24 protein-coding genes are annotated in these 25,782 nt (G+C 60.7%); 14 read left to right on the forward strand and 10 right to left on the reverse strand.

What is annotated here, in order from left to right; all coding sequences use genetic code 11:
- Positions 1–4: 4 nt before the first annotated feature.
- The 3 genes from amn to CS390_RS21345 all read right to left on the reverse strand — a co-directional run bounded on the left by amn (position 5) and on the right by CS390_RS21345 (position 5,270).
- On the reverse strand, positions 5–1,477 hold the full coding sequence (amn, locus tag CS390_RS21335) for an AMP nucleosidase (RefSeq protein WP_371918209.1): 1,473 nt from the start codon (positions 1,475–1,477) through the stop codon (positions 5–7).
- Positions 1,478–1,543: 66 nt separating this feature from the next.
- Entirely contained in the window at positions 1,544–3,196 is a 1,653-nt protein-coding gene (locus tag CS390_RS21340; protein ID WP_099775893.1) for an acyl-CoA dehydrogenase family protein, read from the reverse strand.
- A gap of 79 nt (positions 3,197–3,275) precedes the next feature.
- Positions 3,276–5,270, reverse strand: coding sequence for a sensor histidine kinase (locus CS390_RS21345; RefSeq protein ID WP_099775895.1), 1,995 nt, complete (start codon positions 5,268–5,270; stop codon positions 3,276–3,278).
- A 265-nt stretch (positions 5,271–5,535) separates the two neighbouring features.
- Here CS390_RS21345 and CS390_RS21350 point away from each other — a divergent pair, with 265 nt between their 5' ends.
- The 4 genes from CS390_RS21350 (at position 5,536) to CS390_RS21365 (ending at position 9,066) form a co-directional block, all read left to right on the forward strand.
- Entirely contained in the window at positions 5,536–6,333 is a 798-nt protein-coding gene (locus CS390_RS21350) for a hydroxymethylpyrimidine/phosphomethylpyrimidine kinase (protein WP_065761254.1), read from the forward strand.
- Between the two features lie 36 nt (positions 6,334–6,369).
- Complete coding sequence (thiE, locus tag CS390_RS21355; RefSeq protein ID WP_099775897.1) at positions 6,370–6,996, forward strand: thiamine phosphate synthase; 627 nt, start codon at positions 6,370–6,372, stop codon at positions 6,994–6,996.
- A 15-nt stretch (positions 6,997–7,011) separates the two neighbouring features.
- Positions 7,012–8,292, forward strand: a complete 1,281-nt coding sequence (gene hemL / locus CS390_RS21360; RefSeq protein WP_065761241.1) for a glutamate-1-semialdehyde 2,1-aminomutase — start codon at positions 7,012–7,014, stop codon at positions 8,290–8,292.
- A gap of 225 nt (positions 8,293–8,517) precedes the next feature.
- Positions 8,518–9,066, forward strand: coding sequence for a tetratricopeptide repeat protein (locus CS390_RS21365; protein ID WP_065760372.1), 549 nt, complete (start codon positions 8,518–8,520; stop codon positions 9,064–9,066).
- Positions 9,067–9,085: 19 nt separating this feature from the next.
- Here CS390_RS21365 and CS390_RS21370 read toward each other — a convergent pair whose 3' ends face one another.
- Positions 9,086–9,412 carry a DUF1820 family protein gene (locus tag CS390_RS21370; protein ID WP_065760371.1) on the reverse strand — a complete coding sequence of 109 codons (327 nt, stop codon included), beginning with the start codon at positions 9,410–9,412 and terminating at the stop codon, positions 9,086–9,088.
- A 130-nt stretch (positions 9,413–9,542) separates the two neighbouring features.
- On the opposite strand from CS390_RS21370, the gene miaB reads away from it, so the two are divergent.
- The 5 genes from miaB (at position 9,543) to lnt (ending at position 14,855) form a co-directional block, all read left to right on the forward strand.
- The gene (gene miaB, locus CS390_RS21375) at positions 9,543–10,871 is read left to right on the forward strand and encodes a tRNA (N6-isopentenyl adenosine(37)-C2)-methylthiotransferase MiaB (protein WP_099775899.1); all 1,329 of its coding nucleotides are present in this window, start codon (positions 9,543–9,545) and stop codon (positions 10,869–10,871) included.
- A 124-nt stretch (positions 10,872–10,995) separates the two neighbouring features.
- Positions 10,996–11,997 carry a PhoH family protein gene (locus tag CS390_RS21380; protein WP_065760369.1) on the forward strand — a complete coding sequence of 334 codons (1,002 nt, stop codon included), beginning with the start codon at positions 10,996–10,998 and terminating at the stop codon, positions 11,995–11,997.
- Entirely contained in the window at positions 11,990–12,484 is a 495-nt protein-coding gene (ybeY, locus tag CS390_RS21385; RefSeq protein WP_065760368.1) for an rRNA maturation RNase YbeY, read from the forward strand. Before CS390_RS21380 ends, ybeY begins: the two co-directional genes overlap by 8 nt.
- 5 nt (positions 12,485–12,489) lie before the next feature.
- The gene (locus tag CS390_RS21390; RefSeq protein WP_065760367.1) at positions 12,490–13,329 is read left to right on the forward strand and encodes an HlyC/CorC family transporter; all 840 of its coding nucleotides are present in this window, start codon (positions 12,490–12,492) and stop codon (positions 13,327–13,329) included.
- A gap of 8 nt (positions 13,330–13,337) precedes the next feature.
- Positions 13,338–14,855 carry an apolipoprotein N-acyltransferase gene (gene lnt, locus CS390_RS21395; protein ID WP_099775900.1) on the forward strand — a complete coding sequence of 506 codons (1,518 nt, stop codon included), beginning with the start codon at positions 13,338–13,340 and terminating at the stop codon, positions 14,853–14,855.
- Here lnt and CS390_RS21400 read toward each other — a convergent pair.
- The gene (locus tag CS390_RS21400) at positions 14,852–15,613 is read right to left on the reverse strand and encodes a YdcF family protein (RefSeq protein WP_099775901.1); all 762 of its coding nucleotides are present in this window, start codon (positions 15,611–15,613) and stop codon (positions 14,852–14,854) included. The two genes, lnt and CS390_RS21400, sit on opposite strands and share 4 nt — an antisense overlap.
- A gap of 114 nt (positions 15,614–15,727) precedes the next feature.
- Positions 15,728–16,042, reverse strand: coding sequence for a hypothetical protein (locus CS390_RS21405; protein WP_099775902.1), 315 nt, complete (start codon positions 16,040–16,042; stop codon positions 15,728–15,730).
- 233 nt (positions 16,043–16,275) lie between these two features.
- Here CS390_RS21405 and leuS point away from each other — a divergent pair, with 233 nt between their 5' ends.
- The 5 genes from leuS to CS390_RS21430 all read left to right on the forward strand — a co-directional run bounded on the left by leuS (position 16,276) and on the right by CS390_RS21430 (position 22,348).
- Positions 16,276–18,882: a leucine--tRNA ligase gene (gene leuS / locus CS390_RS21410; RefSeq protein WP_099775903.1), complete on the forward strand. Its 2,607-nt coding sequence runs from the start codon at positions 16,276–16,278 to the stop codon at positions 18,880–18,882.
- A gap of 73 nt (positions 18,883–18,955) precedes the next feature.
- Complete coding sequence (gene lptE / locus CS390_RS21415) at positions 18,956–19,561, forward strand: LPS assembly lipoprotein LptE (RefSeq protein WP_065760362.1); 606 nt, start codon at positions 18,956–18,958, stop codon at positions 19,559–19,561.
- Between the two features lie 36 nt (positions 19,562–19,597).
- Positions 19,598–20,635, forward strand: a complete 1,038-nt coding sequence (gene holA, locus CS390_RS21420; RefSeq protein ID WP_065760361.1) for a DNA polymerase III subunit delta — start codon at positions 19,598–19,600, stop codon at positions 20,633–20,635.
- A gap of 162 nt (positions 20,636–20,797) precedes the next feature.
- Positions 20,798–20,962, forward strand: a complete 165-nt coding sequence (gene arfA, locus CS390_RS21425) for an alternative ribosome rescue factor ArfA (protein WP_065760360.1) — start codon at positions 20,798–20,800, stop codon at positions 20,960–20,962.
- A gap of 60 nt (positions 20,963–21,022) precedes the next feature.
- The gene (locus tag CS390_RS21430; RefSeq protein WP_065760359.1) at positions 21,023–22,348 is read left to right on the forward strand and encodes a lytic murein transglycosylase; all 1,326 of its coding nucleotides are present in this window, start codon (positions 21,023–21,025) and stop codon (positions 22,346–22,348) included.
- 110 nt (positions 22,349–22,458) lie between these two features.
- Here the strand turns inward: CS390_RS21430 and lipA are convergent, their stop codons facing one another.
- From lipA to CS390_RS21450, 4 genes are all read right to left on the reverse strand, one after another.
- Entirely contained in the window at positions 22,459–23,493 is a 1,035-nt protein-coding gene (lipA, locus tag CS390_RS21435; protein WP_099775904.1) for a lipoyl synthase, read from the reverse strand.
- A 2-nt stretch (positions 23,494–23,495) separates the two neighbouring features.
- Positions 23,496–24,143 (reverse strand): lipoyl(octanoyl) transferase LipB, encoded by a 648-nt coding sequence (gene lipB / locus CS390_RS21440; RefSeq protein ID WP_099775905.1) that lies wholly within the window; start codon positions 24,141–24,143, stop codon positions 23,496–23,498.
- Positions 24,143–24,418, reverse strand: coding sequence for a DUF493 domain-containing protein (locus CS390_RS21445; protein WP_065760356.1), 276 nt, complete (start codon positions 24,416–24,418; stop codon positions 24,143–24,145). Before CS390_RS21445 ends, lipB begins: the two co-directional genes overlap by 1 nt.
- 76 nt (positions 24,419–24,494) lie before the next feature.
- Positions 24,495–25,655, reverse strand: a complete 1,161-nt coding sequence (locus tag CS390_RS21450) for a D-alanyl-D-alanine carboxypeptidase family protein (RefSeq protein WP_099775906.1) — start codon at positions 25,653–25,655, stop codon at positions 24,495–24,497.
- Positions 25,656–25,782 lie beyond the last annotated feature (127 nt).

The raw sequence follows: 25,782 nt of genomic DNA on the forward strand, positions 1-25,782 counted from the left end.
GGCCTCAGCGGAACGGCGGCTCATCGAAACTGCGCAGTTTACGCGAGTGCAGCGCGTTCAGTTGGTTACGCAGCAGGTCCAGTGCCGCGATGCCAATCTTCAAATGCTGGCTGACCGCTCGATTGTAGAACGCGTTGGCCGAACCAGGCAGCTTGATTTCACTGTGCAACGGTTTGTCCGAGACACACAGCAACGTGCCATAGGGCACCCGCAAGCGATAACCCTGCGCCGCAATCGTACCGCTTTCCATGTCGACTGCCACGGCTCGCGAGAGGTTGATCAGCGGTCGCTCCTGGGCCCAGCGCAGCTCCCAGTTGCGGTCGTCATAGGTCAATACCGTGCCGGTACGCAGGCGTTTTTTCAGCTCATCGCCACGCTCACCCGTGACCTGTGCGGCGGCTTCCTGCAGTGCCAGCTGGACTTCAGCCAACGCCGGTATCGGGATGTTAGGCGGTACCACGCGATCAAGAATCCCATCGCGACGCATATAGGCGTGAGCCAGTACGTAGTCACCAATGGTCTGCGACTGCCGCAGGCCGCCACAGTGGCCGATCATCAACCAGCAATGCGGACGCAGTACCGCCAGATGGTCGGTGATGTTCTTGGCGTTGGACGGGCCGACGCCAATGTTGACCAAGGTAATGCCATGCCCATCGGCCGCGATCAGGTGATACGCCGGCATCTGGTAACGGTGCCAGACCACTCCGGCAACCAGCGCCTGGGCTTCACCGTTGTCCATGGCCTTTTCGATGATGACATTGCCCGGCAGGATCATCCGCACAAAACGTGGATCGTCGCGCAAACGCTCCAGGCCATGGCTGATGAACTGGTCGACGTAACGGTGGTAGTTGGTCAGCAGAATCCACGGTTGCACATGACGCCAGTCGCTGCCGGTGTAATGCACCAGACGACGCAATGAGAAGTCCACCCGCGCCGCATCGAACAACGCCAGCGGCAGCGGATCGACGTTGGCCCAGTCATACAGGCCGTCGGCAATACCATCGGTGGCTGCCGACAGGTCGGTACTGGGGAAGACCCGTGCCAGCACGGCGGCGGTAATGCCACTGCCCGCCAACTCATCGCCCTGCTCAACCACGTAAGGGTATGGAATGTTCTGCTCGCTGACACCCACTTCCACCGTCACGGTGAAATCTCGCATCAGCGGGCGCAGTTGCTCCAGCAGATAACTGCGAAACGCCGCCGGGTGAGTCACGGTAATGCTGTAGGTGCCGGGTAACTGGACCTTGGCGTAGGCCCGCGTGATGGCTGGCACTTCACCTTGATACTGATAGGTCAGACGTAATTCAGGATATCGGAACTGTGCGCGTTCGGCGGCGCTCGGCTCGGTACGGTCCTTGAGGTAGCGCTTGAGCGCCTGACTCAAGGCCCCGGTTGCCTGCTCATGCAGGGCGGCCAGACGATCAACCGCCTCCTCGGCGGTTTCTACGACAACAAAGGCTTCAACAGTGCGGTTCACAATGTACTTCCTGTCTGACATGCAGGTTTCCATCTTGCCTACATCTGCGCCTAAAGGCACGCCTGTTTAGAGTGGCCAATGCGGCGTCGAACGCTGGACCAACGCAGCGACGTCTAGACCACGTGGCAAGGTCCCGTACACGCGACCATCGCCACTCAGACGACTGGCAATAAATGCATCGCTGACAGCAGCATTACCGGCCTCCAGCAGCAACTTGGCTTGCAGCCCCAAGGCGATCGCCTCAGTCAGTTGCCGGGCCCGGTACTGGATATCACTGACATCACTGAATGCTTTCTTCAGCGCGACGATGTGCGCCGCCAGACGCGCATCGCCATGGCCATCACCAAGCTCGGCAAACAGCGCATCGAGTACGCCCGGCTCTTTCGACAATGCCCGCAGTACATCCAGACACTGCACGTTACCGGAACCTTCCCAGGTCGAATTGACCGGTGCCTCGCGGTACAGCCGCGGCAAGATACTGTCCTCGACATAACCGGCACCGCCCATGCATTCGGCCGCTTCGTTGATCATTGCCGGGGCGCGCTTGCAGATCCAGTACTTGCCCACTGCTGTCACCAGGCGAGCAAATCGCACCTGCTGCGGATCATCCGGCTGATCCAGGGCGTGCGCCATGCGCAGGCTGAGGGCCAAGGCGGCCTCGCTTTCCAGGGCCAGGTCGGCAATGACGTTCTGCATCAGTGGCTGCTCAGCCAGCAGGCGCCCACCCACCTGGCGGTGAGCACAGTGATGCGCAGCCTGGGTCAACGCCTGGCGCATCAACGCACTGGAGCCAACCATGCAATCGAAGCGGGTCATGCCGACCATTTCGATGATGGTTGGCACCCCGCGCCCCTCTTCACCCACCATCCAGGCAAGGGCGCCGCGAAACTCCACCTCACTGGACGCATTCGAGCAGTTACCCAGTTTGTCCTTCAAGCGCTGGATATAGAATTGATTGCGGCTGTCGTCAGGGCGGTGACGCGGCAGCAGAAAACAACTCAACCCCTTATGGGTCTGCGCCAAGGTCAGGAAGGCATCGCACATGGGCGCGGAACAGAACCACTTGTGCCCGACCAGTTCGTAGGCCTGGCCCGGGCCTGCCGCACCGACGGGGTAAGCCCGGGTGGTGTTGGCACGCACATCGGTGCCGCCCTGCTTCTCGGTCATGGCCATGCCCAGCGTAACGCCCACCTTGTGCCGATCTCCGATGTTGCGCGGGTCGTACTCGGTAGCGAGTACCTTGGGCAGCCAATACTGGGCCAGCTCTGGCTGCAACTTGAGGGTCGGCACCGCTGCAAAGGTCATGGTCAACGGGCAACCACTACCGGCCTCGGCCTGGCTGTGTAGATAAGTCATCGAAGCACGTGCGACATGAGCGCCCTCGCCCGGTGAGGTCCAGGGCAGTGAGGGCAAGCCATGTTCGATGGCCGTTCGCATCAGCTCGTGATAAGCCGGATGGAACTCCACCAGATCGATCCGGTTGCCGTAGCGATCATGGCTCTTGAATTGGGGCTTGTGCTGGTTGGCAAGGAACCCGGCGGCCATCAGCGGCCCACCGGCAAGAGCACCGTAGGCGTCGATCCGTGCTTGCGCCCAGCCCGCGCCGAAGCGTTGCGACCACTGCTGCAAAGGCAGATCAATGCGGTACAGGTTGACGCCATCCAACGACGGTGGCTGGTTGGTGACCTCATGGGTTTCAGCGTACTGGTGCAGGTTCATCGGGGGCTCCTGACAGATTCACGCATGACTTAACCTCAGTGAATCACGCGCCGCCCCCGGGTCAAAGTGACAAAAGCGCCTAACTGACCGGGCTTTGGCCTCGATTAAGGCTCATGTCGGCGATTTGCACGGGGTTGGCCGCCACACACAGGGACAACTCGAAACAACTGCCTTCGCCCGGCTGCGACTCATGAGTCAAACGGGCCCCGATCAATTCGGCCAATTGCCGACAGATCGCCAAACCGATGCCTAACCCGCCGTACTCACGGGTCATCGAACCATCAATCTGGAAAAAACGCTGATACACGGTCGATTGGTCCAGGCACGCAAAACCGATTCCAGTGTCACGAACACTGATGGTCAGGCACAACTGCCCAGAACCTTGTGGCACGCCGTTGATGTGCACGGTCACACCACCACGATGGGTGAACTTGATGCCGTTATCGAGCAAGTAACCCAAACATGAGGCCAGCTTCTGTCGATCACCGATCACGGTATCCGGCAAGCCGGCAGCGATCTCGAGGCGAACGTACAAGCCCTTGTGCAACGCCTGAGCGGTGAACTGCCCACGCAACTCATGCAAGACGCCACGCAGGCTGAAGGGTTCGTTGTGCTGCTGCAGCCGCCCGGCCTGGAGTTCCGTCAGCACCAGGATGTCATCGACCATCCGCATCATGTCCCGCGCCGAGCCGCTGGCCGTTTGCTGGTACTGCGCAAGCTCTGGCTCCATTGGCAGGGTCTGCATCAGTTCCAGACAACCAATGACACCGTTCATCGGTGTGCGCAGCTCATGCGTCACGGTGGCGAGGAACTCATCCTTGAGCCGATTACTCTTGGCCAATTGCTGATTGAGCCGCTCAAGGCTCTCCCCGGTTTCGCGCAAGGTTCGCGCCTGCAGGTCGCGCATGCTGTTGATTCGGTCGGCAAGCGCCAACGACAGCAGACCGACCTCCAGCGCAGAACCGATCTGGCTGGCATACATCGTCAGGAAGACGTTCGGCAGGTAGCCCAACACCATCAGGGTGTTCACCAAACCACCGAGCAAAAACGCCGACCAGGCAATGATGAAGTAACGCGCAACCCTCAACCCGCGCCACCAGGCGAACACACCGGCGGTAAAAATACTGAGGGTGAACATCAACGCCAGCAAGGTCGCCAGGCGCAGGGCTATGCCGTAGCTGAGGGTCAACGACATCAGCACGACCGCGACCGCACAGGCCATCAAGGCAAGCAACAAACGGTCAAGCACTCGGCTGTGTTGCGCCATCTGGAGAAAACTTCGGGCGAACTGACAACCGAACAAACCCGCCGCACCAATGAAGAACGGCGTGGCCGCATTGGCCCACCAGGGGTTTTCCGGCCAGAAGTAAGCCACCCCGGCGCCGTTTACCGAAACCTGATACAAACCAAACGAGGCGATGTAGAGGATGTAATAGAGGTAACTGGTGTCGCGCACACTGATGTAGATGAACAGGTTGTACACCAGCATCCCCAGCAGCACGCCATAGATCAGGCCCAGCACATACAGGCGTGTCGGCTGTGCCTCCAGATAGGCATCGGTAGCCCACAAGGTCAACGGCGCCTGAACCGACCCTTCGCTGTGCAGGCGCAGGTAGACCGTCATTGATTGATCAGGCTTGAACGGCAATTCGAACAGGTAGTTGTTCTGCTTGATCTGACGGCTGTCATAAGGCAACGCATCACCGGTGCGCTGAGCCAGCCGGTAGGTGCCGCTATCGTCGGGGAGATACAGTTCCAGATGATCAAGCGGCGGGTAGGCCAGCTCCAGCAACCAGCTACGTGCACTTGCCTGGGGCATTGCCAGGTAGTGCAGGTCCACCTTGAGCCAGAACACCGATCTTGAATAGCCTGCGTTGAGCACGTCAGCGTCATGGGAGCTGAATCGATCGCTGAAGGCCGCAGCACTCACCTGAGCAATATCGGCATGGCCCTCACGGTCTTCATAGACCTGCATCAAGCGCCCTAGCGGCAGGTTGCGAGTGGCGTCGTCAAAGTCGACCGCGCCAGCAAAGGTTGGCAGGCAGCCCAGCAAAAAAATCAGCAAATAGCGCATACAGCCCCAGCATGGTCTGCCCCGGTTGCGTCGCGTTCGCCTCCTTTCCTTTTGAGACGACGAAATCCGGCGGTGCCTGTTATCAGTATTGAGAGCACTCTAGCATAGCTGTCGCGGCTTACTAGCCGCCACTCCAAAATACAAAGAAAAGGCTCTATTTCGGGCATTACAGACAACCAACGCAAAAATACCTGACCCCTTTGCCAAAAAATCAACCTGGCAGGGGAAGACCCGCAAAATGCGTTTGGTGTTAAGCTCGCGCACCATGAATACCTACAGCTCCCGCCCCGTTGTCCTCTGTCTCTCCGGCCACGACCCCAGTGGCGGCGCCGGCTTGCAGGCAGATATCGAAGCCCTGATCGCTCAAGGCTGTCACGCTGCACCCACCGTGACCGCCCTGACCGTGCAGGATACCGTCAATGTCAGCGACTTCCGCGTCCTTGATCGTGAGTGGGTGTTGGCCCAAGCCAATGCCGTGCTCAACGACTCGCCGGTAGCCGCCGTCAAGCTGGGCATGCTCGGCTCACTGGAAATGGTTGATACCGTGGTCGAGCTACTGGCCGCCCATCCGCACCTGCCGATGGTCTGTGACCCCGTGCTGCGCGCAGGCGGCGGCGGACGGCTGGGCAAGGATGAAGTGGGTTACGCCATGCGCGAACGCCTGCTGCCGATTGCCACCATCGCCACGCCGAACCTGCCGGAAGCACGCATTCTGGCTGAACTCCCGGAAGGGACTGCCGATGAATGTGCGGAAAAGCTCCTGCCCTTCTGCAAGTACCTGCTGATCACCGGCGGCCACGGTGACGAGCACGAGATCCATAACCGCCTGTACAGCCGCGATGGCCAGCGCCACACCTGGACCTGCCAGCGCCTGCCTGGCAGCTACCATGGCTCCGGCTGCACCCTGGCCAGTGCCCTCGCGGGCCGTCTGGCGCTGGGCGAACAACTGGAGAGCGCCGTGCGATCCGCGCTGGACTACACCTGGCGAACGCTGCGCGATGCCGAGCAATTGGGCAAAGGCCAGTACGTACCGCGCCGTCTGCCCCTGGATTTCTGTTCCTGACGACTGGTTTCCGGTCACGGCCACGAGGCTCAAGCAATGAAGTTACGCGGTTTGTACGCCATTACAGATAGCCAGTTACTGGCCGGTCGGTTCTTGTCTCATGTCGAAGCCGCGCTGGATGGCGGCGTGACCCTGTTGCAGTACCGCGACAAGAGTGACGACGCGGCGCAACGTCTGCGCGAAGCCGAAGCCCTGGCCAAACTCTGCGAACGCTACACCACCCAGTTGATCATCAATGACGATGTCGAGTTGGCCGCACGCCTGGGTGTCGGCGTGCATCTGGGCCAGACCGACGGCCCGCTGACGCCGGCCCGCACGCTGCTGGGGCATCAGGCGATCATTGGCTCCACCTGCCACGCCCAGCTTGAACTGGCGGAGCAGGCCGCGCGCGAAGGCGCCAGCTATGTGGCCTTTGGTCGTTTCTTCAACTCCGTAACCAAGCCCGGCGCGCCGGCCGCCAGCGTCGAACTGCTGGAACAGGCACGCCGCCGGGTCAACCTGCCGATTGCCGTGATCGGCGGCATTACCCTGGACAATGCCGCACCGTTGGTCGCCCATGGCGCCGACCTGCTGGCCGTCATCCACGGGCTGTTTGGTGCCGACAGCGCGCAGGAAGTCACCCGCCGCGCCCGCGCCTTCAACGCCCTGTTCGAATCTGTTTGATTGAGAGAGATCCTCATGTCCCGTTCCGAAGCCCTGTTTGCCAATGCCCAGAAGCACATCCCAGGTGGCGTGAACTCGCCAGTCCGCGCATTCCGCAGCGTTGGCGGCACCCCGCTGTTCTTCAAGCACGCCGAAGGCGCCTACGTTACCGATGAAGACGACAAGCGTTATGTCGACTACGTCGGTTCCTGGGGGCCAATGATTCTGGGCCACAGCCACCCAGACGTCCTTGACTCGGTGCGCAAGCAACTGGAGCACGGCCTGTCCTATGGCGCCCCGACCGCGATGGAAACCGAGATGGCCGATCTGGTCTGCTCGATCGTACCGTCGATGGAAATGGTTCGCATGGTCAGCTCCGGCACCGAAGCCACCATGAGCGCCATCCGTCTGGCCCGTGGCTACACCGGCCGCGACAGCATCATCAAGTTCGAGGGCTGCTACCACGGCCACTCCGACAGCCTGCTGGTAAAAGCCGGCTCTGGCCTTCTGAGCCAGGGCGTACCGAGCTCTGCAGGCGTGCCCGCCGCGTTCGCCAAACATACATTGACCCTGCCGTTCAACGACCTTGCTGCCGTCGAGAAGATGCTCAATGAAGTGGGCAACGAGGTCGCCTGTATCATCGTCGAGCCGGTCGCCGGCAACATGAACTGCGTGCCGCCCGCCCCCGGCTTCCTTGAAGGCCTGCGCACACAATGCGACAAGCACGGCGTGGTCCTGATTTTCGACGAAGTCATGACCGGTTTCCGTGTTGCCCTGGGCGGTGCGCAAGCCTATTACGGCGTTACCCCTGACCTGTCGACCTTCGGCAAGATCGTCGGCGGCGGCATGCCTGTCGGCTGCTTCGGTGGCAAGCGCGAAATCATGTCGCAGATCGCGCCGCTGGGCCCGGTGTATCAAGCGGGCACCTTGTCGGGCAACCCACTGGCCATGGCCGCTGGCTTGACCACACTGAAGCTGATCAGCCGACCTGGGTTCCACGACGAACTGAGCGACTTCACCCGCCGCCTGCTCCAGGGGCTGCAGGAGCGTGCCGATGCTGCAGGCGTACCGTTCGTCACCACCCAGGCGGGTGGCATGTTTGGCCTGTACTTCAGCGCTGCCGACGATATCGTGACCTTCGACGACGTCATGTCCAGCGATGCCGAGCGCTTCAAGCGCTTCTTCCACTTGATGCTGGAAGGTGGCGTGTACCTGGCACCAAGCGCCTTTGAGGCGGGCTTTACCTCTATTGCACATGGCGACGCCGAGTTGAAGGTCACCCTGGACGCCGCTGAGCGGGCATTCGCCAAGCTCTAAGCGCCCGCCTGCAACAGACCGTCTTGTCGCCGCTGCGGGGCCGACGCGATGCCAATGAGCACGCGTTGCCCGCAGCGCCAACAAGGCCGGCACATGCAAATAGCGAGCACCAAACACCCCTTCAAGCAGAAAATCGAGTAAAGACTTTGTAAGGTTGGCGCAGGTTATCCCATAATGTGCCACCAGACACATTGGCCGCAGCTTTGCAGAGGTAAGTCGATCCCCATGAACCGCACCGGCCGCGCCCTTGCCCTGGGCTGCCTGTTGCTTCTTCAGCCCCTGCTGGCTACAGCAGGCGGTAACTCGTTGCTGATCCCGGCAACCGGCCGCTGCACCCTCGACTCCCAGCCCGAAGACCTGGCGCAAGCACTCGCTGACTGCCAACAAGCGGCACAGGGCGGGGATGCCCAGGCGCAGTACGAGTTGGGTGAGTTCTACTACGTGGGTAAAAATGCACCGCGCGACCTGAGCAAGGCACTGAGCTACTTCGAACAGGCCTCATTGCAAGGGCATGCTGAAGCGCAGTACCGCCTGGGCACCATGTTTTTCCGCGGAGAAGGCGTGGCGGCCAACAATGTGCAAGCCTACATCGTGCTGAAAATGGCCGCAGTCAATGGCGCCGAAGACGCCCTGGACATGGCCGACGAGGTGTCGGCACAAATGCCACGTGACGAGCTGGAGGTCGCAACCCAGGTACTGGGGCAGATCTTCCGCAAGTACCTGCTGGAACTGCAGAGCGCCGAAGGGCGCACCCCCTTCTCGCCACTCCCCTGACGCCGGGGCAGCGTCCTGCTTACTTCTCGGGCATCGGCATTGGGAACGGCATCACGTTACCGCCCCCGCGCGCTTCACTGATCTTGGGTGTCCCCAGCCGCTCGACTTCATCGATACGCACGATCGAATGCATCGGTACGAAGCTGCGAACCACACCCTCGAATTGCGCCTTGAGCTTCTCTTCACTGGGATCGACCACCACTTGGGTGCGCTCTCCGAAGATAAACTCCTCCACTTCGAGAAAGCCCCACAGATCACTTTGGTAGATCTGCTTGGCGTACATCTCGAATACCTGGCCCTGGTTGAGAAAAATCACTTTGTAGATCGGATCGGCACGTTTGGTCATTTTCGGCGGGAACGAAGACAGGTGGTAAAGAGGGCGCAAACTATAGCATAGCCACCTGATCGACAACGCTAGGAACCATCGCTGACGCCCCTTATAATGCGCGGTTCTTTGAATTACCTGATGATCTCCCATGGCCAAGAAGCTTTATATCGAAACCCACGGTTGCCAGATGAACGAGTATGACAGCTCGCGCATGGTCGATCTGTTGGGCGAACATCAAGCCCTGGAGGTCACCGCCCGGGCAGAAGACGCCGATGTCATCCTGCTCAACACCTGTTCGATCCGCGAACGTGCACAAGACCGGGTCTACTCCCAGCTGGGCCGCTGGCGTGAGCTGAAGGAACAGAACCCGGAAATGGTCATTGCCGTCGGCGGCTGCGTCGCCAGCCAGGAAGGCGAGTCCATCCGTAAGCGTGCGCCTTATGTCGACGTGGTGTTCGGCCCGCAAACCCTGCACCGCTTGCCGGAGATGATCGACGCCGCCCGCACTACCCGGCAACCACAGGTAGACGTCTCGTTCCCGGAAATCGAAAAGTTCGACCACCTGCCGGAACCCCGTATCGACGGCCCTACTGCCTACGTTTCAGTCATGGAAGGCTGCAGCAAGTACTGCACCTTCTGCGTGGTGCCTTACACCCGCGGCGAGGAAGTCAGCCGCCCATTCGACGACGTACTGGCCGAGGTCATTCACCTGGCCGAGAACGGTGTACGCGAGATCACCCTGCTGGGGCAGAACGTCAACGGTTACCGTGGCCTGACCCACGATGGGCGCCTGGCCGACCTGGCCGAGCTGATCCGCGTGGTTGCCGCAGTAGACGGCATCGGTCGCATCCGCTACACCACCTCGCACCCTCTGGAGTTCTCCGACAGCCTGATCCAGGCGCACGCTGACGTGCCGCAACTGGTCAAGCACCTGCACCTGCCAGTGCAGTCGGGCTCGGACCGTGTACTGGCCGCGATGAAGCGCAACCACACCGTTCTTGAGTACAAGTCCAAGCTGCGCAAGCTCAAGGCGGCGGTGCCGGATATCTGCATCAGCTCCGACTTTATTGTCGGCTTCCCCGGCGAAACTGAAAAAGACTTCGAACAAACCCTGAAACTGGTCAGCGATGTCGGCTTCGACTTCTCCTACTCGTTCGTCTACAGCCAGCGCCCGGGTACACCGGCCGCCGACCTGCCGGACAACACGCCGGAAGAACTCAAGAAGGAACGCCTGCAGGTACTGCAGCAGCGCCTTGACCATCAAGGTTTTGAAATCAGCCGGCGCATGGTCGGGACCGTTCAGCGCATTCTGGTAACCGATTACTCACGCCGTGACCCTGGGCAGTTGCAAGGGCGCACCGAAAATAACCGTATCGTCAACTTCCGCTGCGACAATCCCAAACTGATTGGGCAGTTTGTCGACGTGCAGATCGACGATGCACGGCCTCACTCGTTGTTCGGCTCGCTGCTACCGTAAAGGCATGGCCGGGCCCTGCACACCGGGCCCGGTAACCCTTGAACGTTTCAGCGCTTTCGCACGTGAGCCTCTGGGGTTATCCTTGAATTCACTCTCATTGCCGTTGGGCGGCTAAAAAACGACCTTGAACGCACCCATAGAACCTCATCGTTTCATCCTCGAGCCCTTTGAGGCTCGCCGCTTCGCCAACCTGTGCGGGCAGTTCGACGAGCATTTGCGCCTCATCGAGCAGCGCATGGCCATTGAAATCCGCAACCGCGGCAATCAATTTGAATTGATCGGCGAACCCCAACTCACCTCTTCCGCCGAGCAACTGCTTCGACGCCTGTACCGCGAAACCAAGGCTACCGAGCTTTCGCCGGACATGGTTCACCTGTTCCTGCAGGAGTCGTCGCTGGAAGCCATGGAAAACCCGGCTGCCGCCGAACCGAGCGTGACCCTGCGCACACGCAAGGGCAATATCCGCCCGCGCGGGCTCAACCAGCAGCGCTACGTCAAGGAAATCCTGGCGAACGACATCAACTTCGGCATCGGCCCGGCGGGTACCGGCAAGACCTACCTGGCTGTGGCCTGTGCGGTTGATGCGCTGGAGCGTGAACAGGTGCGGCGCATTCTGCTGGTGCGTCCGGCGGTCGAAGCAGGCGAAAAGCTTGGCTTCCTGCCCGGCGACCTGGCACAGAAAATCGACCCGTACCTGCGACCGCTGTACGACGCCCTCTATGAAATGCTGGGTTTCGAACATGTGGCCAAGCTGATTGAGCGCCAGGTCATCGAGATCGCGCCATTGGCCTACATGCGCGGCCGTACCTTGAATAACAGCTTCATCATCCTCGACGAAAGCCAGAACACGACCGTCGAGCAGATGAAAATGTTCCTCACTCGGATCGGCTTCGGCTCGACAGCCGTGATCACCGGGGACATCACCCAGGTCGACCTGCCGCGCGGCACCAAATCAGGGCTGGCGCATGTGATCGAGGTTCTTGACGGGGTGCCGGGCATCAGCTTTACCCACTTCAAGCCGAAAGACGTTGTACGCCATCCGCTGGTGCAACGCATCGTCGAGGCCTACGAGCGCTTCGACAGCAAGCAGCAGGACAAGCACGAAGGCAACCGTCACGATGGTTGAACTCGACCTGCAACTGGCTACTGATGCCGCCGCCCCTGATGAAGCCACGTTCCGTCGCTGGTGTGAGCTTGCCCTGCGTCAGCGCAGCGCCGACTCCGAGCTGACCATACGCCTGGTTGATGAAGCCGAAGGCCGCGAGCTCAACAACACCTATCGGCACAAGGACTACGCCACCAACGTGCTGTCCTTCCCGGCCGATGTGCCCGATGACATGCTCGACATTCCACTGCTCGGCGACCTGGTCATTTGCGTCGCCGTGGTCGAACGCGAAGCAGCCGAACAAGGCAAGTCGCTGGAGGCACACTGGGCGCACCTGGTCATCCACGGCTGCCTGCACCTGCTGGGCTACGACCACATCGAAGACGATGAGGCCGAAGAGATGGAAGCACTGGAACGAACGTTGCTTGCCGAACTGGGTCACCCTGACCCGTATGCCGACGACGAACACGATTTCCCCGACACCGATACCTGTAAGGATCACGAGTAACCGCCATGAGCGAAGATCGATCGAGCAATGGGCAAAAGTCCTGGCTGGGTAAGCTGACCCAGGCTTTTGCCCATGAGCCGAAAAACCGCCAGGAACTCCTGGAACTGCTGCGCGAAGCCCATCAGAACAAGCTGCTCGACAGCGAAGCCCTGACCATCGTGGAAGGCGCAATCCAGGTCGCAGACCTGCAAGTGCGTGACATCATGGTCCCGCGCTCGCAGATGATCAGCATCAAGGCGACCCAAACACCCCGCGAGTTCCTGCCAGCGGTGATCGACGCTGCGCACTCACGCTACCCGGTCGTGGGCGAGAGCCACGATGATGTCCTCGGCGTACTGCTCGCCAAGGACCTGTTGCCACTGATCCTCAAGGAAAATGGCGACCGCTTCAACATCAAGGACCTGCTGCGCCCGGCCACCTTTGTGCCCGAATCCAAGCGTCTGAACGTGCTGTTGCGTGAATTCCGTGCCAACCACAACCACATGGCCATCGTGATCGATGAGTATGGCGGCGTGGCCGGCCTGGTAACCATCGAAGACGTGCTCGAACAAATCGTCGGCGACATCGAGGATGAGCATGACGTCGAGGAAGACAGCTACATCAAGCCGTTGCCTAGCGGCGACTTCCTGATCAAGGCCTTGACGCCCATCGAGAACTTCAACGAGTTCTTCGACAGCGAGTTCTCCAATGACGAGTTCGACACCGTCGGCGGTTTGGTGATGAGCGCATTCGGGCACTTGCCCAAGCGTAACGAGACAACCGAAATCGGCCCCTACCGTTTCCGGGTTCTCAACGCCGACAGCCGCCGGATACACTTGCTGCGACTGACACCTATCACCCGCTAAGGACAACCATGCGTTGGATCACCCGCCCCGGCTGGCCCGGTAACCTGCTGGCCGTGGCGGCCGGCGCCATCACCACCCTGGCCCTCGCGCCGTTCAACATCTGGCCACTGGCGCTGGTGACCCTGGCGATGTTCTACCTGGGCCTGCGCGACCTTCGCCCACGCCAGGCTCTGGCGCGCGGCTGGTGTTATGGCTTCGGTGTGTTCGGCGCGGGAACCAGCTGGATCTACGTGAGCATCCATACCTACGGCGGCGCCTCGGCACTGCTGGCAGGCCTGCTGATGCTTGCCTTCATCGCAGCGATAGCGTTTTTCTTCGCCCTGCCTGCCTGGGTCTGGGCGCGCTGGATTCGACGCAACGAAGCACCGCTGGCCGACGCCCTGGCCTTTGCCGCGCTCTGGCTGGCCCAGGAAGCATTCCGTGGCTGGTTCCTGACCGGCTTCCCATGGCTCTACGCAGGCTACAGCCAGCTTGACGGCCCCTTGGCCGGCTTGGCCCCACTGGGTGGAATGTGGCTGATCTCCTTCAGCCTGGCACTGAGCGCCGCACTGCTGTGCAACCTGAACCGCCTGCGTGAGCGCAAAGCCTTCCTGATCGCCGCGCTGGCCGTCTTGCTGGCCCCGTGGGCGATCGGCATGGCACTCAAAGGCCACGCCTGGACCCGCCCGGCGGGCGAGCCACTGAAGGTGGCCGCAATCCAGGGCAACATCGAGCAGTCGCTAAAGTGGGATCCGACCCAGCTGAACGCCCAGTTGGCGCTGTACCGCGACATGACCTTCACGTCCAAGCAGGTCGACCTGATCGTTTGGCCGGAGACGGCTGTGCCAGTGCTCAAGGAGTCCGCTCAGGGCTACCTGGACATGATGGGCAGCTTTGCCAGCGACCGACGCTCGGCGCTGATCACTGGCGTACCAATCCGCCAGGTTGTGCATGACCAACGGCGCTACTACAACGGCATTACCGTCACCGGTGAAGGCGACGGCACCTACCTGAAACAGAAACTGGTGCCTTTCGGTGAGTACGTGCCACTGCAAGACCTGCTACGCGGGCTGATCACCTTCTTCGACCTGCCGATGTCGGACTTCGCTCGCGGCCCCTCAGACCAGACACTGTTGCAAGCAAAGGGCTACCAGATCGCGCCCTACATTTGCTACGAAGTGGTGTACCCAGAGTTCGCCGCCAGCCTCGCGGCACGCAGCGACCTGTTGCTCACCATCAGTAACGACACCTGGTTCGGCACCTCGATCGGACCGTTGCAACACCTGCAGATGGCACAAATGCGCGCCCTTGAAGCAGGACGCTGGATGATCCGTGCAACCAACAACGGCGTCACCGGCCTGATCGACCCCTTCGGCCGGATCACCGCGCAAATCCCACAATTTGAGCGCGGCATCCTCTACGGCGAAGTGGTTCCGATGCAAAAACTCACGCCATACCTGAAATGGCGCTCCTGGCCGCTGATCATTCTCAGCACCCTGCTGCTGGGCTGGGCATTGATAGCCGGCCGCATCGCCAGAACAGTCTAGTAAAACAAGCGATAAGCGAGCAGACCAACGGCTTCGTTAAGCAGTTGGCTGCTCTGCCAGAGTGATTTGTTTTCAGGCATCCAGCCGCCAAACGGGCGAGCATGATTGCGCCCCATGTAGCCTACTGGCGCTGGCACCACAGTGAACCCGACGCGCTCAAAGCTCCAGCGCGAACGCTGCATGTGCCATGCCTGGGTCACCAACACCACGCGCTTGTAGCCCTCTGGCAGCAGCAGCTCTGCGCTCATCTGCGCATTCTCCCAGGTCGTACGGCTACGCTCCTCTTTCCAACGCACCGAGACACCAAAATCGCGCGCGAGCGCGTCGGCCATCAACTGGGCCTCACTGGGCGGCGTACCGTAGTGCAATCCGCCACTGATGAGTACAGGCAAACCGGAAGCCTTGGCCAGTTGCGCGGCATAGCGCATACGTTCAAGCGCGACAGCACTCGGCTGATCCTTGGCGCCCCAGGCGGGGTCATCGCGCTCTCGGCCCGCGCCCAGCACGACGATGGCATCGGCACGCTCAGCAAGGCCCTCCCACTGGCCATAAGCCAGCGCAGGGTCGCGCTCCAGCAGGCGTGCGGCCTGCTCCACAATGACAGGCAAGCTCATCAGCCACAGCCCGCCCAAGCCCAGCGTGAAACATGCACAGGCCGTACGAGGCCAGGTGTTACGCAACCACCATGCCGCGATCAACAGCAGAAACAACACGCCAGGCGGCATGATCAATTGTTTGATGAAATAACGAAACGGCATCGGCACCTCCATGGATGCGCGAAGCCTAAGAAAATCGGCACCTGACAACAATAGCCAGGTGCCGATCATGGAAAATTTAACGGCCCGGTCGTACAGCCTGAAGGGCTCGTACGATTACTTGAAATGCAATGCGCTGAACTTTTTCGTGGCTGAAGAACGCGCGCTGTCTTTAAGCCAGACCACTCTGCCGGCAGGTACCTCAGGCTGCTGCAGCGCATCTATATGTGCTCTGTAGCGCTCTGGGTTCGATGCCAGGTAAGCCTTGATCACTTCAAATTCGGCGTAGCTCAATCCACGTAGTTCCAATTCGGCGGGCATCTCATCGCGCAGTCGAACAGAGGCTCTGGCGACATCCAGTGCCAGCCCCAACCGGTCGATCAAACGCTCGCAAAGCTCGGGCTCTAGTGCTTGTAGCGGCGACTCACCCATCCGTTCACCTCATTTGAGATAAAAATACCGCCCCCAAGAATCAGCTTAGCGGTACTCACAAAAGCAGTGAGACGCCACGACCAACGGCCCGCAGCCAGTCTGAGGATGCAATCAGGGTTTCCCTCGATAGAGACGGGTCATGTATGCTACTGCGTTCATTATATTGACACCGAATTGCCGGGCGCAGCGGTTCTGCCTGGATAAGGTCTCCCATTTCTCAGCGCAAAGTAGCCATGCACGAACTCTATCAGCCCCGCGAAATTGAAGCCGCCGCCCAGTCGTTCTGGGACGAGCAAAAGTCTTTTGAAGTCAGTGAACAACCAGGCAAAGACACCTTCTACTGCCTGTCGATGTTCCCGTACCCAAGCGGCAAGCTACACATGGGTCACGTGCGCAACTACACCATCGGCGACGTCATCGCCCGCTATCAGCGCATGCAGGGCAAGAACGTCCTGCAGCCGATGGGTTGGGACGCCTTTGGCATGCCGGCCGAAAACGCGGCGATGAAAAACAACGTCGCCCCGGCCAAGTGGACCTACGAAAACATCGAGTACATGAAGACCCAGCTCAAGAGCCTGGGCCTGGCCTTCGACTGGTCGCGTGAAGTCACCACCTGCAAGCCGGACTACTACCGCTGGGAGCAGTGGCTGTTCACCCGCCTGTTCGAAAAAGGCGTCATCTATCGCAAGAACGGCACCGTCAACTGGGACCCGGCTGACCAGACCGTACTGGCCAACGAGCAGGTCATCGACGGCCGTGGCTGGCGTTCGGGCGCGCTGATCGAGAAGCGCGAAATCCCGATGTACTACTTCAAGATCACCGATTACGCCGACGAGTTGCTGGAAAGCCTCGACGAACTGCCGGGCTGGCCTGAACAGGTCAAGACCATGCAACGTAACTGGATTGGCAAGTCGCGCGGCATGGAAGTCCAGTTCCCGTTCGACAAGGCCTCGATCGGCCACGACGGTACACTGAAAGTCTTCACCACCCGTCCAGACACCCTGATGGGCGCGACCTACGTCGCCGTTGCCGCCGAGCACCCGCTGGCCACGCAGGCTGCCCAGGGTAACCCGGCGCTGCAAGCCTTTATCGACGAGTGCAAGAGCGGCAGCGTTGCTGAGGCCGACGTTGCCACCCAGGAAAAGAAAGGCATGCCGACGTCGCTGTTCGTCGAGCATCCGCTGACTGGCGAAAAACTGCCCGTGTGGGTCGCCAACTACGTCTTGATGCACTACGGCGACGGCGCGGTCATGGCTGTTCCTGCCCATGACGAGCGCGACTTCGAGTTCGCACACAAGTACAACCTGCCGGTCAAGACCGTGGTTCGCACCCGTGCCGGTGATGTGGTTGGCACCGAGTGGGACGCCGCCTACGGCGAGCACGGCCAACTGATCAATTCTGCTGAATTCGACGGCCTGGACTTCGCTGGCGCGTTCGATGCCATCGAAGCCGCCCTGATCAAGAAAGAACTCGGCAAGTCGCGCACCCAGTTCCGTCTGCGCGACTGGGGTATCAGCCGCCAGCGCTACTGGGGTTGCCCAATCCCGATCATCCACTGCCCATCCTGCGGCGACGTACCGGTACCGGAAGACCAGTTGCCGGTCGTCCTGCCAGAAGACGTAGTGCCGGATGGTGCGGGATCGCCGCTGGCGCGCATGCCTGAGTTCTACAACTGCAGCTGCCCGAAATGCGGCGCCGCAGCCAAGCGCGAAACCGACACCATGGACACCTTCGTCGAGTCGTCCTGGTACTTCGCGCGTTACGCCTCGCCAAACTACGAAGGCGGCATGGTCGACAAACAGGCTGCCAACCACTGGCTGCCGGTTGACCAGTACATCGGCGGTATCGAACACGCCATTCTTCACCTGCTCTATGCACGCTTCTTCCACAAGCTGATGCGTGACGAAGGCCTGGTTAGCTCCAACGAACCGTTCAAGAACCTGCTGACTCAGGGCATGGTCGTCGCAGAGACGTACTACCGCACTGCCAGCAACGGTGGCAAAGACTGGTTCAACCCGGCCGACGTTGAAGTCGAACGCGATGCCAAGGCCAAGATCATTGGCGCCCGCCTGAAAACCGACGGCCTGCCCGTAGAGATCGGCGGCACCGAGAAGATGTCCAAGTCGAAGAACAACGGCGTTGACCCTCAGGCCATGATCGAAGCCTACGGTGCTGACACCTGCCGCCTGTTCATGATGTTCGCCTCGCCGCCCGATATGAGCCTGGAATGGTCCGACTCCGGCGTAGAAGGCTCGAACCGCTTCCTGCGCCGCGTCTGGCGCCTGGCGCAAAGCCACGTCGCGCAAGGGCTGCCTGGCGCCCTGGATGTCGCTGCGCTGGACGATGCCCAGAAAGCCGTACGCCGTTCGATCCACTCGGCCATCAAGCAAGCCAGCCAGGATGTGGGCCAGCACCACAAGTTCAACACCGCCATTGCGCAAGTAATGACCCTGATGAACGTGCTGGAGAAGGCACCGCAAGCCACGGCACAAGACCGCGCACTGATTCAGGAAGGCCTGGAAACCGTGACCCTGTTGCTGGCACCGATCACGCCGCACATCAGCCACGAACTGTGGAAGCAGTTGGGCCATGAAGGCGCAGTCATCGACGCTGGCTGGCCAGCCGTGGATGAAAGCGCGCTGGTACAGGACAGCCTGCAACTGGTAATCCAGGTCAACGGAAAACTGCGCGGCCAGATCGAGATGCCGGTTGGCGCCAGCCGTGAAGACATTGAAGCCGCGGCCCGCAGCAATGAAAACGTGCTGCGTTTCACTGAAGGCCTGACCATCCGCAAGGTCATCGTCGTACCGGGCAAGCTGGTCAATATTGTCGCCAGCTGATGGAATGTGGCGCCCTGCTCACCTCAGGGCGCCCGCACAGAATCGGCTTACAAGGTTTCAAGGGAGCAACAACATGATCAAACGCAACCTGCTGGTGATGGGCCTGGCCGTAATGCTCAGCGCCTGCGGCTTCCAACTGCGCGGCACCGGCACCACCGACCTGGCGCTCAAGGAGCTCGATGTCAGTGCTCGCGACGCCTATGGCGATACTGTGACGCAACTGCGCCAGGTTCTGAAAAGCAGCGGCGTGAACGTGCATGCCGGCGCCCCATACAAGCTGTTCCTGGCCCGTGAAGACAATACCCAGCGCGCCGCCAGCTATGCAGGCTCTGCTCGCTCGGTCGAGTATGAACTCACCGACACCCTGAGCTTCGAGATCCGCGGCCAGAACAACACCAGCCTCCTTGCCGACAAGCTGGAAGTACAAAAGATCTATGTGCATGACAGCAACAACCTTACGGGCTCCGACCAGGAAGCCAGCCAGGTTCGCGATGAAATGCGCCGCGAGATGGTCCAGAAGATGGTCCTGCGCTTGCAGTTGATCACCCCGGCCCAACTTGAAACCCTGCAAATGGAAGCCGAGGCGCGCGCCAAGGCCGAGGCTGATGCCCTCGAAGCCGCCCGTCGCGCCCAGGACGAAACGCCGCAGCAATCCCCGCTGGAAATCCCAGCCAACTGAGCCTGAACGGGGCACTTCGGTGCCCCGCACTCCGCGATGAAACTCACACCTGCCCAACTCAACAAGCACCTGCAAGGTTCGCTCGCCCCGGTCTACGTGGTTAGCGGCGATGACCCGCTGCTGTGCCAGGAAGCCGCCGACGCGATTCGCGCGGCAGCTCGCCAGCAAGGCTTCGACGAACGCCAGGTGTTCAGCGCAGATGCCAACTTCGACTGGGGCACGCTGCTTCAAGCGGGCGCCAGCTTGTCGCTGTTCGCTCAACGACGCCTGCTGGAACTGCGCCTGCCTTCAGGCAAGCCCGGTGACAAAGGCGCCGCGGCGCTGATTGAGTACTGCTCCAACCCTGCCGAAGACACCCTGCTGCTGATCAGCCTGCCAAAACTCGACGGCAGCGCGCAAAAAACCAAGTGGGGCAAGGCGCTGGTTGACGGTCAGCACGTCCAGTTCATTCAGATCTGGCCGGTGGACAACAATCAACTGCCGCAATGGATCAGCCAACGCCTGTCTCAAGCCGGCCTGGCAGCCCAACGCGATGCAGTAGAGCTGATTGCAGCGCGCGTGGAGGGCAACCTGCTCGCCGCCGCTCAGGAAATCGAAAAGCTCAAGTTACTGGCCGATGGCAATCAGATCACCGTCGAAACGGTACAGGCCGCCGTGGCCGACAGTGCCCGCTTCGATGTCTTTGGCCTGGTCGACGCCATTCTTAATGGCGAAGCTGCCCATGCCCTGCGCATGCTCGAAGGCTTGCGCGGTGAAGGGGTTGAGCCACCGGTCATTCTCTGGGCATTGGCCCGGGAACTGCGCCTGCTGGCTGGCCTTTCCCAGCAGTACAGCCAGGGCGTGCCGCTGGACAAGGCATTCAGCCAGGCCAAACCGCCGGTCTGGGATAAACGCCGGCCGCTGATGAGCAAAGCCTTGCAACGTCATTCGGCGCAACGCTGGAGCCAGCTGCTGCAGGATGCCCAACGCATTGATGCACAGATCAAGGGGCAGGCACAGGGCTCTCCCTGGACCAGCCTGGCACGTCTGTCGCTGCTGATGGCCGGCCAACGTCTGACATTACCTGCCGAATAGCATCACGCCAAACCTGGCGATACCAGCCCCGCCAGCGATGTATGCATCGCGCAACAACCCATGCCACAACGAGCAGATAGCCGGTAAGCCCGTAAGATTGCCCACACGAATGCAAGGGCCTATAGTGCGCGCCAACACCCCCCCATCGCAGGAGCTCCTGTAATGAGCAAGAAACCGGCCAAACCCGGCCCCAACAAAGCCAAGTCCATCATCGCCCAGCCCCTGTTCCGTAGCCGCCAGGAACGCTCAGGCAAGGGCAAAGGCAGCTACCGCCGCGAAGCCTTCCAATCGAGAGATTGGGAGGCTTCTTACTTTTTGGCCGCATGAAGGCAGGAATCCGGCAAGCATGGTATGGTCAACACCTGACTTGAATTACTGGACCTGTGCATGCCCTTTTGCCTTTCCCGCCGTTGGCAACCCCGCCAACTGATCGCTGCCTCCAGCCTCATCCTGCTTGTCGCCTGCGCGGAGAAGCCGACCGCCGCCGATGCGCTGCCGCTAGCGCCGACACAATCCGCTTCTGCTGCACCCCAGCCCACTGCCAGCGCCGATCCGATCGACGATGTGCAACCCCTGCAGAGCTTCGCTCAATGGCAAGCCGGCTTCCGCCAGCAGGCCCTGCAAGCCGGTATCAATCCGGCGACCTTTGACCGCGCGTTTTTTAATATCACCCCTGACATGAGCGTGATCAAGGCCGACCGCAGTCAACCCGAATTCACACGCCCCGTCTGGGAATACCTCGACGGCGCTGTCTCGCCTGTACGTGTTCGCAAAGGCCAGGCCCTGCTCAACCAGAACGCCGAGCTGCTGGCACGTATCGAACAACGGTATGGCGTCGACCGCACCACACTGGTGTCCGTCTGGGGCATGGAAAGTAACTTCGGCCAGTTCCAGGGCAGCAAATCGGTGATCCGCTCGCTCGCCACCCTGGCCTACGAAGGCCGTCGCCCGGCCTTCGCACAGGCGCAGCTCCTCGCTGCCCTGCAGATCCTGCAGAACGGCGACATCCAGCCCGAGGCCATGCTGGGCTCATGGGCCGGCGCCATGGGTCAGACCCAGTTTATCCCGACGACCTACAACACCCACGCGGTAGACTTCGACGGTGACGGTCGCCGTGACATCTGGAACAGCACCGCCGACGCCCTCGCATCGACCGCCCACTACCTGCAAAGCTCAGGCTGGAAACGCGGCGAGCCTTGGGGTTTTGAAGTTGGCCTGAAACCCGGCTTCGACTACTGGCTGGCGGACGGCTCTCAACGCAAGACGGTCGCAGAATGGCTGCAACTGGGCCTGCAACTTCCCCCTGGAACGCAAGTACCCGCGGGTAGCGAACAACTGTCTGCAGCCCTGCTGCTGCCTGCCGGCGCTCGCGGCCCGGCCTTCCTGGTACTGGACAACTTCCGCGCCATCCTCAAGTACAACAACTCATCGTCGTACGCCCTGGCCGTCAGCCTGCTGGCACAGCGTTTCGATGGGTCTGGCTACATCCGCGGTGACTGGCCAAAAGATGATCTGCCGCTGAGCCGTAGTGAGCGCATGGAATTGCAGAACCTGCTCAGTGCCAGCAACTACGACGCCGGCAGCGCCGACGGCATCATCGGGGCCAATACCCGCAAGGCAATTCGTAGCGCACAGCAAGCCCTGGGCTGGCCGGCAGACGGTTACCCGACCCATAAGCTGCTGGAGAGCCTGCGCAACCAGCAGGCACGCTAGCACGCCCAACGGGGCGGTTCAGGCTGCCAGCGGCAGACTTTCCTGTAGCGCACACAAAAATGCCGACACCCTCATGAAGACGGGCGTCGGCATTTTTCGTTCATGTCGAATCAGAGCTTGATCTTGGCCTCATGAGCCTGCTGATCGGCATGGTAGGACGAACGCACCAGCGGGCCGGACGCGACGTTCTTGAAGCCCATCCGATAACCTTCCTCGGCGAACCAGGCGAAGGTATCCGGGTGAACAAAGCGCTGTACCGGCAGGTGGCTGCGCGACGGCTGCAGGTACTGGCCGAGGGTCAGCATGTCGATATCGTGCTCGCGCATGCGCTGCATGACCTCAATGACTTCCTCGTCCGTCTCGCCCAGGCCGAGCATCAGGCCGGACTTGGTCGGAACGTGCGGTACCAGTTGCTTGAACTTTTGCAGCAGGTCCAGCGACCACTCGAAATCAGACCCCGGACGCGCGGCCTTGTACAGGCGCGGTACGGTTTCCAGGTTGTGGTTGAACACGTCTGGCGGCTCTTGCGCGGTGATGGCAAGGGCCACGTCCATACGACCACGGTAGTCCGGAACCAACGTCTCCAACTGCACGCCTGGAGACAGCGCGCGGATCTCGCGCAGGCAGTCGGCGAAGTGCTGAGCACCACCGTCACGCAGGTCGTCACGGTCCACCGAGGTGATGACCACGTACTTCAGGCGCAGGTCGGCGATGGCAACTGCGAGGTTCTTCGGCTCATCGACATCCAATGGTTTGGGACGGCCATGACCCACGTCGCAGAACGGGCAACGGCGGGTGCAGATATCACCCATGATCATGAAGGTGGCGGTGCCACCCGAGAAGCACTCACCCAGGTTCGGGCAGGAGGCTTCTTCACACACGCTGTGCAGCTTGTGCTTGCGCAGCAGTTGCTTGATACGGTCGACTTCCGGCGAAACCGGGATGCGCACGCGGATCCAGTCAGGTTTCTTCGGCAGCTCTTCGGTAGGGATGATCTTCACCGGAATACGCGCAACCTTTTCGGCGCCACGCAACTTTACACCGGCTTCAACTTTCGCCCGCGGGGCCGGCGCAGCCGACGCGTCCACCGCAACGGTCACGTTCGGCGCGCTGCTCTCCAGCGGTTCTTGCACAACAGTAGTCATAATCAGTCGATTCCGCCCGTAAGGGTCGTCTGCTCAGCATAGTCGAGGTGCTTGACCAGCTGCGCACGCAGCCTTGCCCTTACCTCGGAGAGTTCGATCGGGCCTGCCTGGTCGCGCAGCTGGGTCATTGCCAGCCCCGCATACCCACAGGGATTAATACGACGGAATGGCGCAAGGTCCATGTCCACGTTCAAGGCAAGGCCATGGAATGAACAGCCATTGCGAATTCGCAAGCCGAGGGAAGCGATCTTTGCTCCATCGACGTAGACACCCGGGGCGTCCGGCTTGGCGGCAGCTTCAACATCGTAGCCTGCCAACAGATCGATCAGGCAGCGCTCAATGCGGCTTACCAGATCTCGTACGCCGAAACCCAACCGGCGCACATCAAGCAGCAGATACGCCACCAACTGGCCAGGACCATGGTAGGTCACCTGGCCTCCGCGATCGACCTGCACCACCGGAATATCACCCGGCAACAGCAGGTGCTCAGCCTTGCCAGCCTGCCCCTGGGTGAACACCGGAGGGTGTTCAACCAGCCAGACTTCATCGCCGGTCTGCGGCCCACGCGTATCGGTAAACCGACGCATGGCCTGCCAGACAGGTTCATAAGGCAACAGGCCGAGTTCGCGAAAGCCCAGGCTTGCGGGCATCAAAGCACCATATGCACGATGCCAGTAGCACGCAGGGCGCTATTGATATCTCGCAGTTGATCTTCACCGGTCGCTTCGATGTGCAGTTGCACCGTGGTGTACTTGCCATTGCTGCTCTGGCGCTCGGCCAGTGTCTGCAGGTCGATCTTGGCATATTTGCTCAGGATCTCGATGACCGTGTCCTTGAAATTGACCACGGTATCGCCGATTACCTTGATCGGGTAATCGAGGCAGGGGAACTCAATAGTGTGCGACTTGACGTCAGGTACGCTCATGGCAGTAACGGCCTCGTAAGCCGTGGCAACAACAACGCCCTCACCTGAATATGGCGAGGGCGTGCAGGTCACGATATCAGTTGAACAACCCGTAGAAGAATAGCCGAATGCTATCCCACACACGACGGAAGAAACCACCCTCTTCCACGCCGTCCAAGGCAATCAGGTCGGCGCTATGCACCACATTGTCATCCAGTTTGACTTCCACTTTACCGATTACGTCACCTTTGGCGATAGGCGCAGTCAGCTGCGGGTTCATGGTCATGCTGGCAGCCAGCTTCTTCAATTGGCCTTTAGGCAAAGTCATGCTCAGGTCTTCGGCCAAACCGGCCTTGACCTGACTGGTGGCGCCCTTCCAGACCGGCGCCTGTGCCAACTCGGTACCCTTCTGGTAGAAGGTCTGGGTTTCGAAGAAACGGAAGCCGTAGGTCAGCAGTTTTTGCGTTTCGGCTGCACGAGCCTGCTCGCTGTTAGTGCCGAAGACCACCGCGATCAGGCGCATGCCGTCGCGTACAGCCGAGGATACCATGCAGTAGCCGGCTTCGTCGGTATGGCCGGTTTTCAGGCCGTCGACGGTCTTGTCACGCCACAGCAGCAGGTTGCGGTTCGGCTGCTTGATGTTGTTCCAGAAGAACTCTTTCTGCGAGTAGATCGCATAGTGAGCAGGGTCTTCGTGGATGATCGCACGGGCCAGCAGGGCCATGTCGTGCGCCGACGAGTAATGCTCTGGGTGCGGCAGGCCGGTCGGGTTCATGAAGTGGCTGTTGCTCATGCCCAGATCGCCAGCCGTCTTGTTCATCATGTCGGCGAACGCATCTTCGCTGCCCGCGATGTGCTCGGCCAGCGCCACGCTGGCGTCGTTGCCCGACTGGATGATGATGCCGTGCAGCAGGTCGCTGACGCTGACCTGGGTACCCACCTTGATGAACATGCGCGAACCACCGGTACGCCAGGCGTTCTCGCTGACGGTCACAGGATCGTTCTCGCCAATCTGCCCGCGACGGATATCCAGGGTCGCGATGTAGGCGGTCATCAGCTTGGTCAGGCTGGCCGGCGGCAGACGCTCGTCGCCATTGTTCTCAACCAGAATGTTGCCGCTGGAGGCTTCCATGAGCACGTAGGACTTGGCTGCCAGTTGTGGCGGCGACGGCATCATCTGCTCCGCCGCGAATGCGGCAGGGGTGATCATCAGCGGGACAAGCAGGCAAAGGCGTTTGGCAAAGGTGGTGATGTTCATCCGTCTCTCGAAATGGCTAATGGGCTCATGCCCGCAAGGGCAAAACGTTTCCAGGCGCGTGGCCTGATGAGCAAAACAGGCATTGTACAGACTGTTTTGCCGCGCCGGTCGTTCGCACTTGAGCACA

The sequence above is a fragment of the Pseudomonas sp. HLS-6 genome, from assembly GCF_002753995.1.
Taxonomy (GTDB): domain Bacteria; phylum Pseudomonadota; class Gammaproteobacteria; order Pseudomonadales; family Pseudomonadaceae; genus Aquipseudomonas; species Aquipseudomonas defluvii.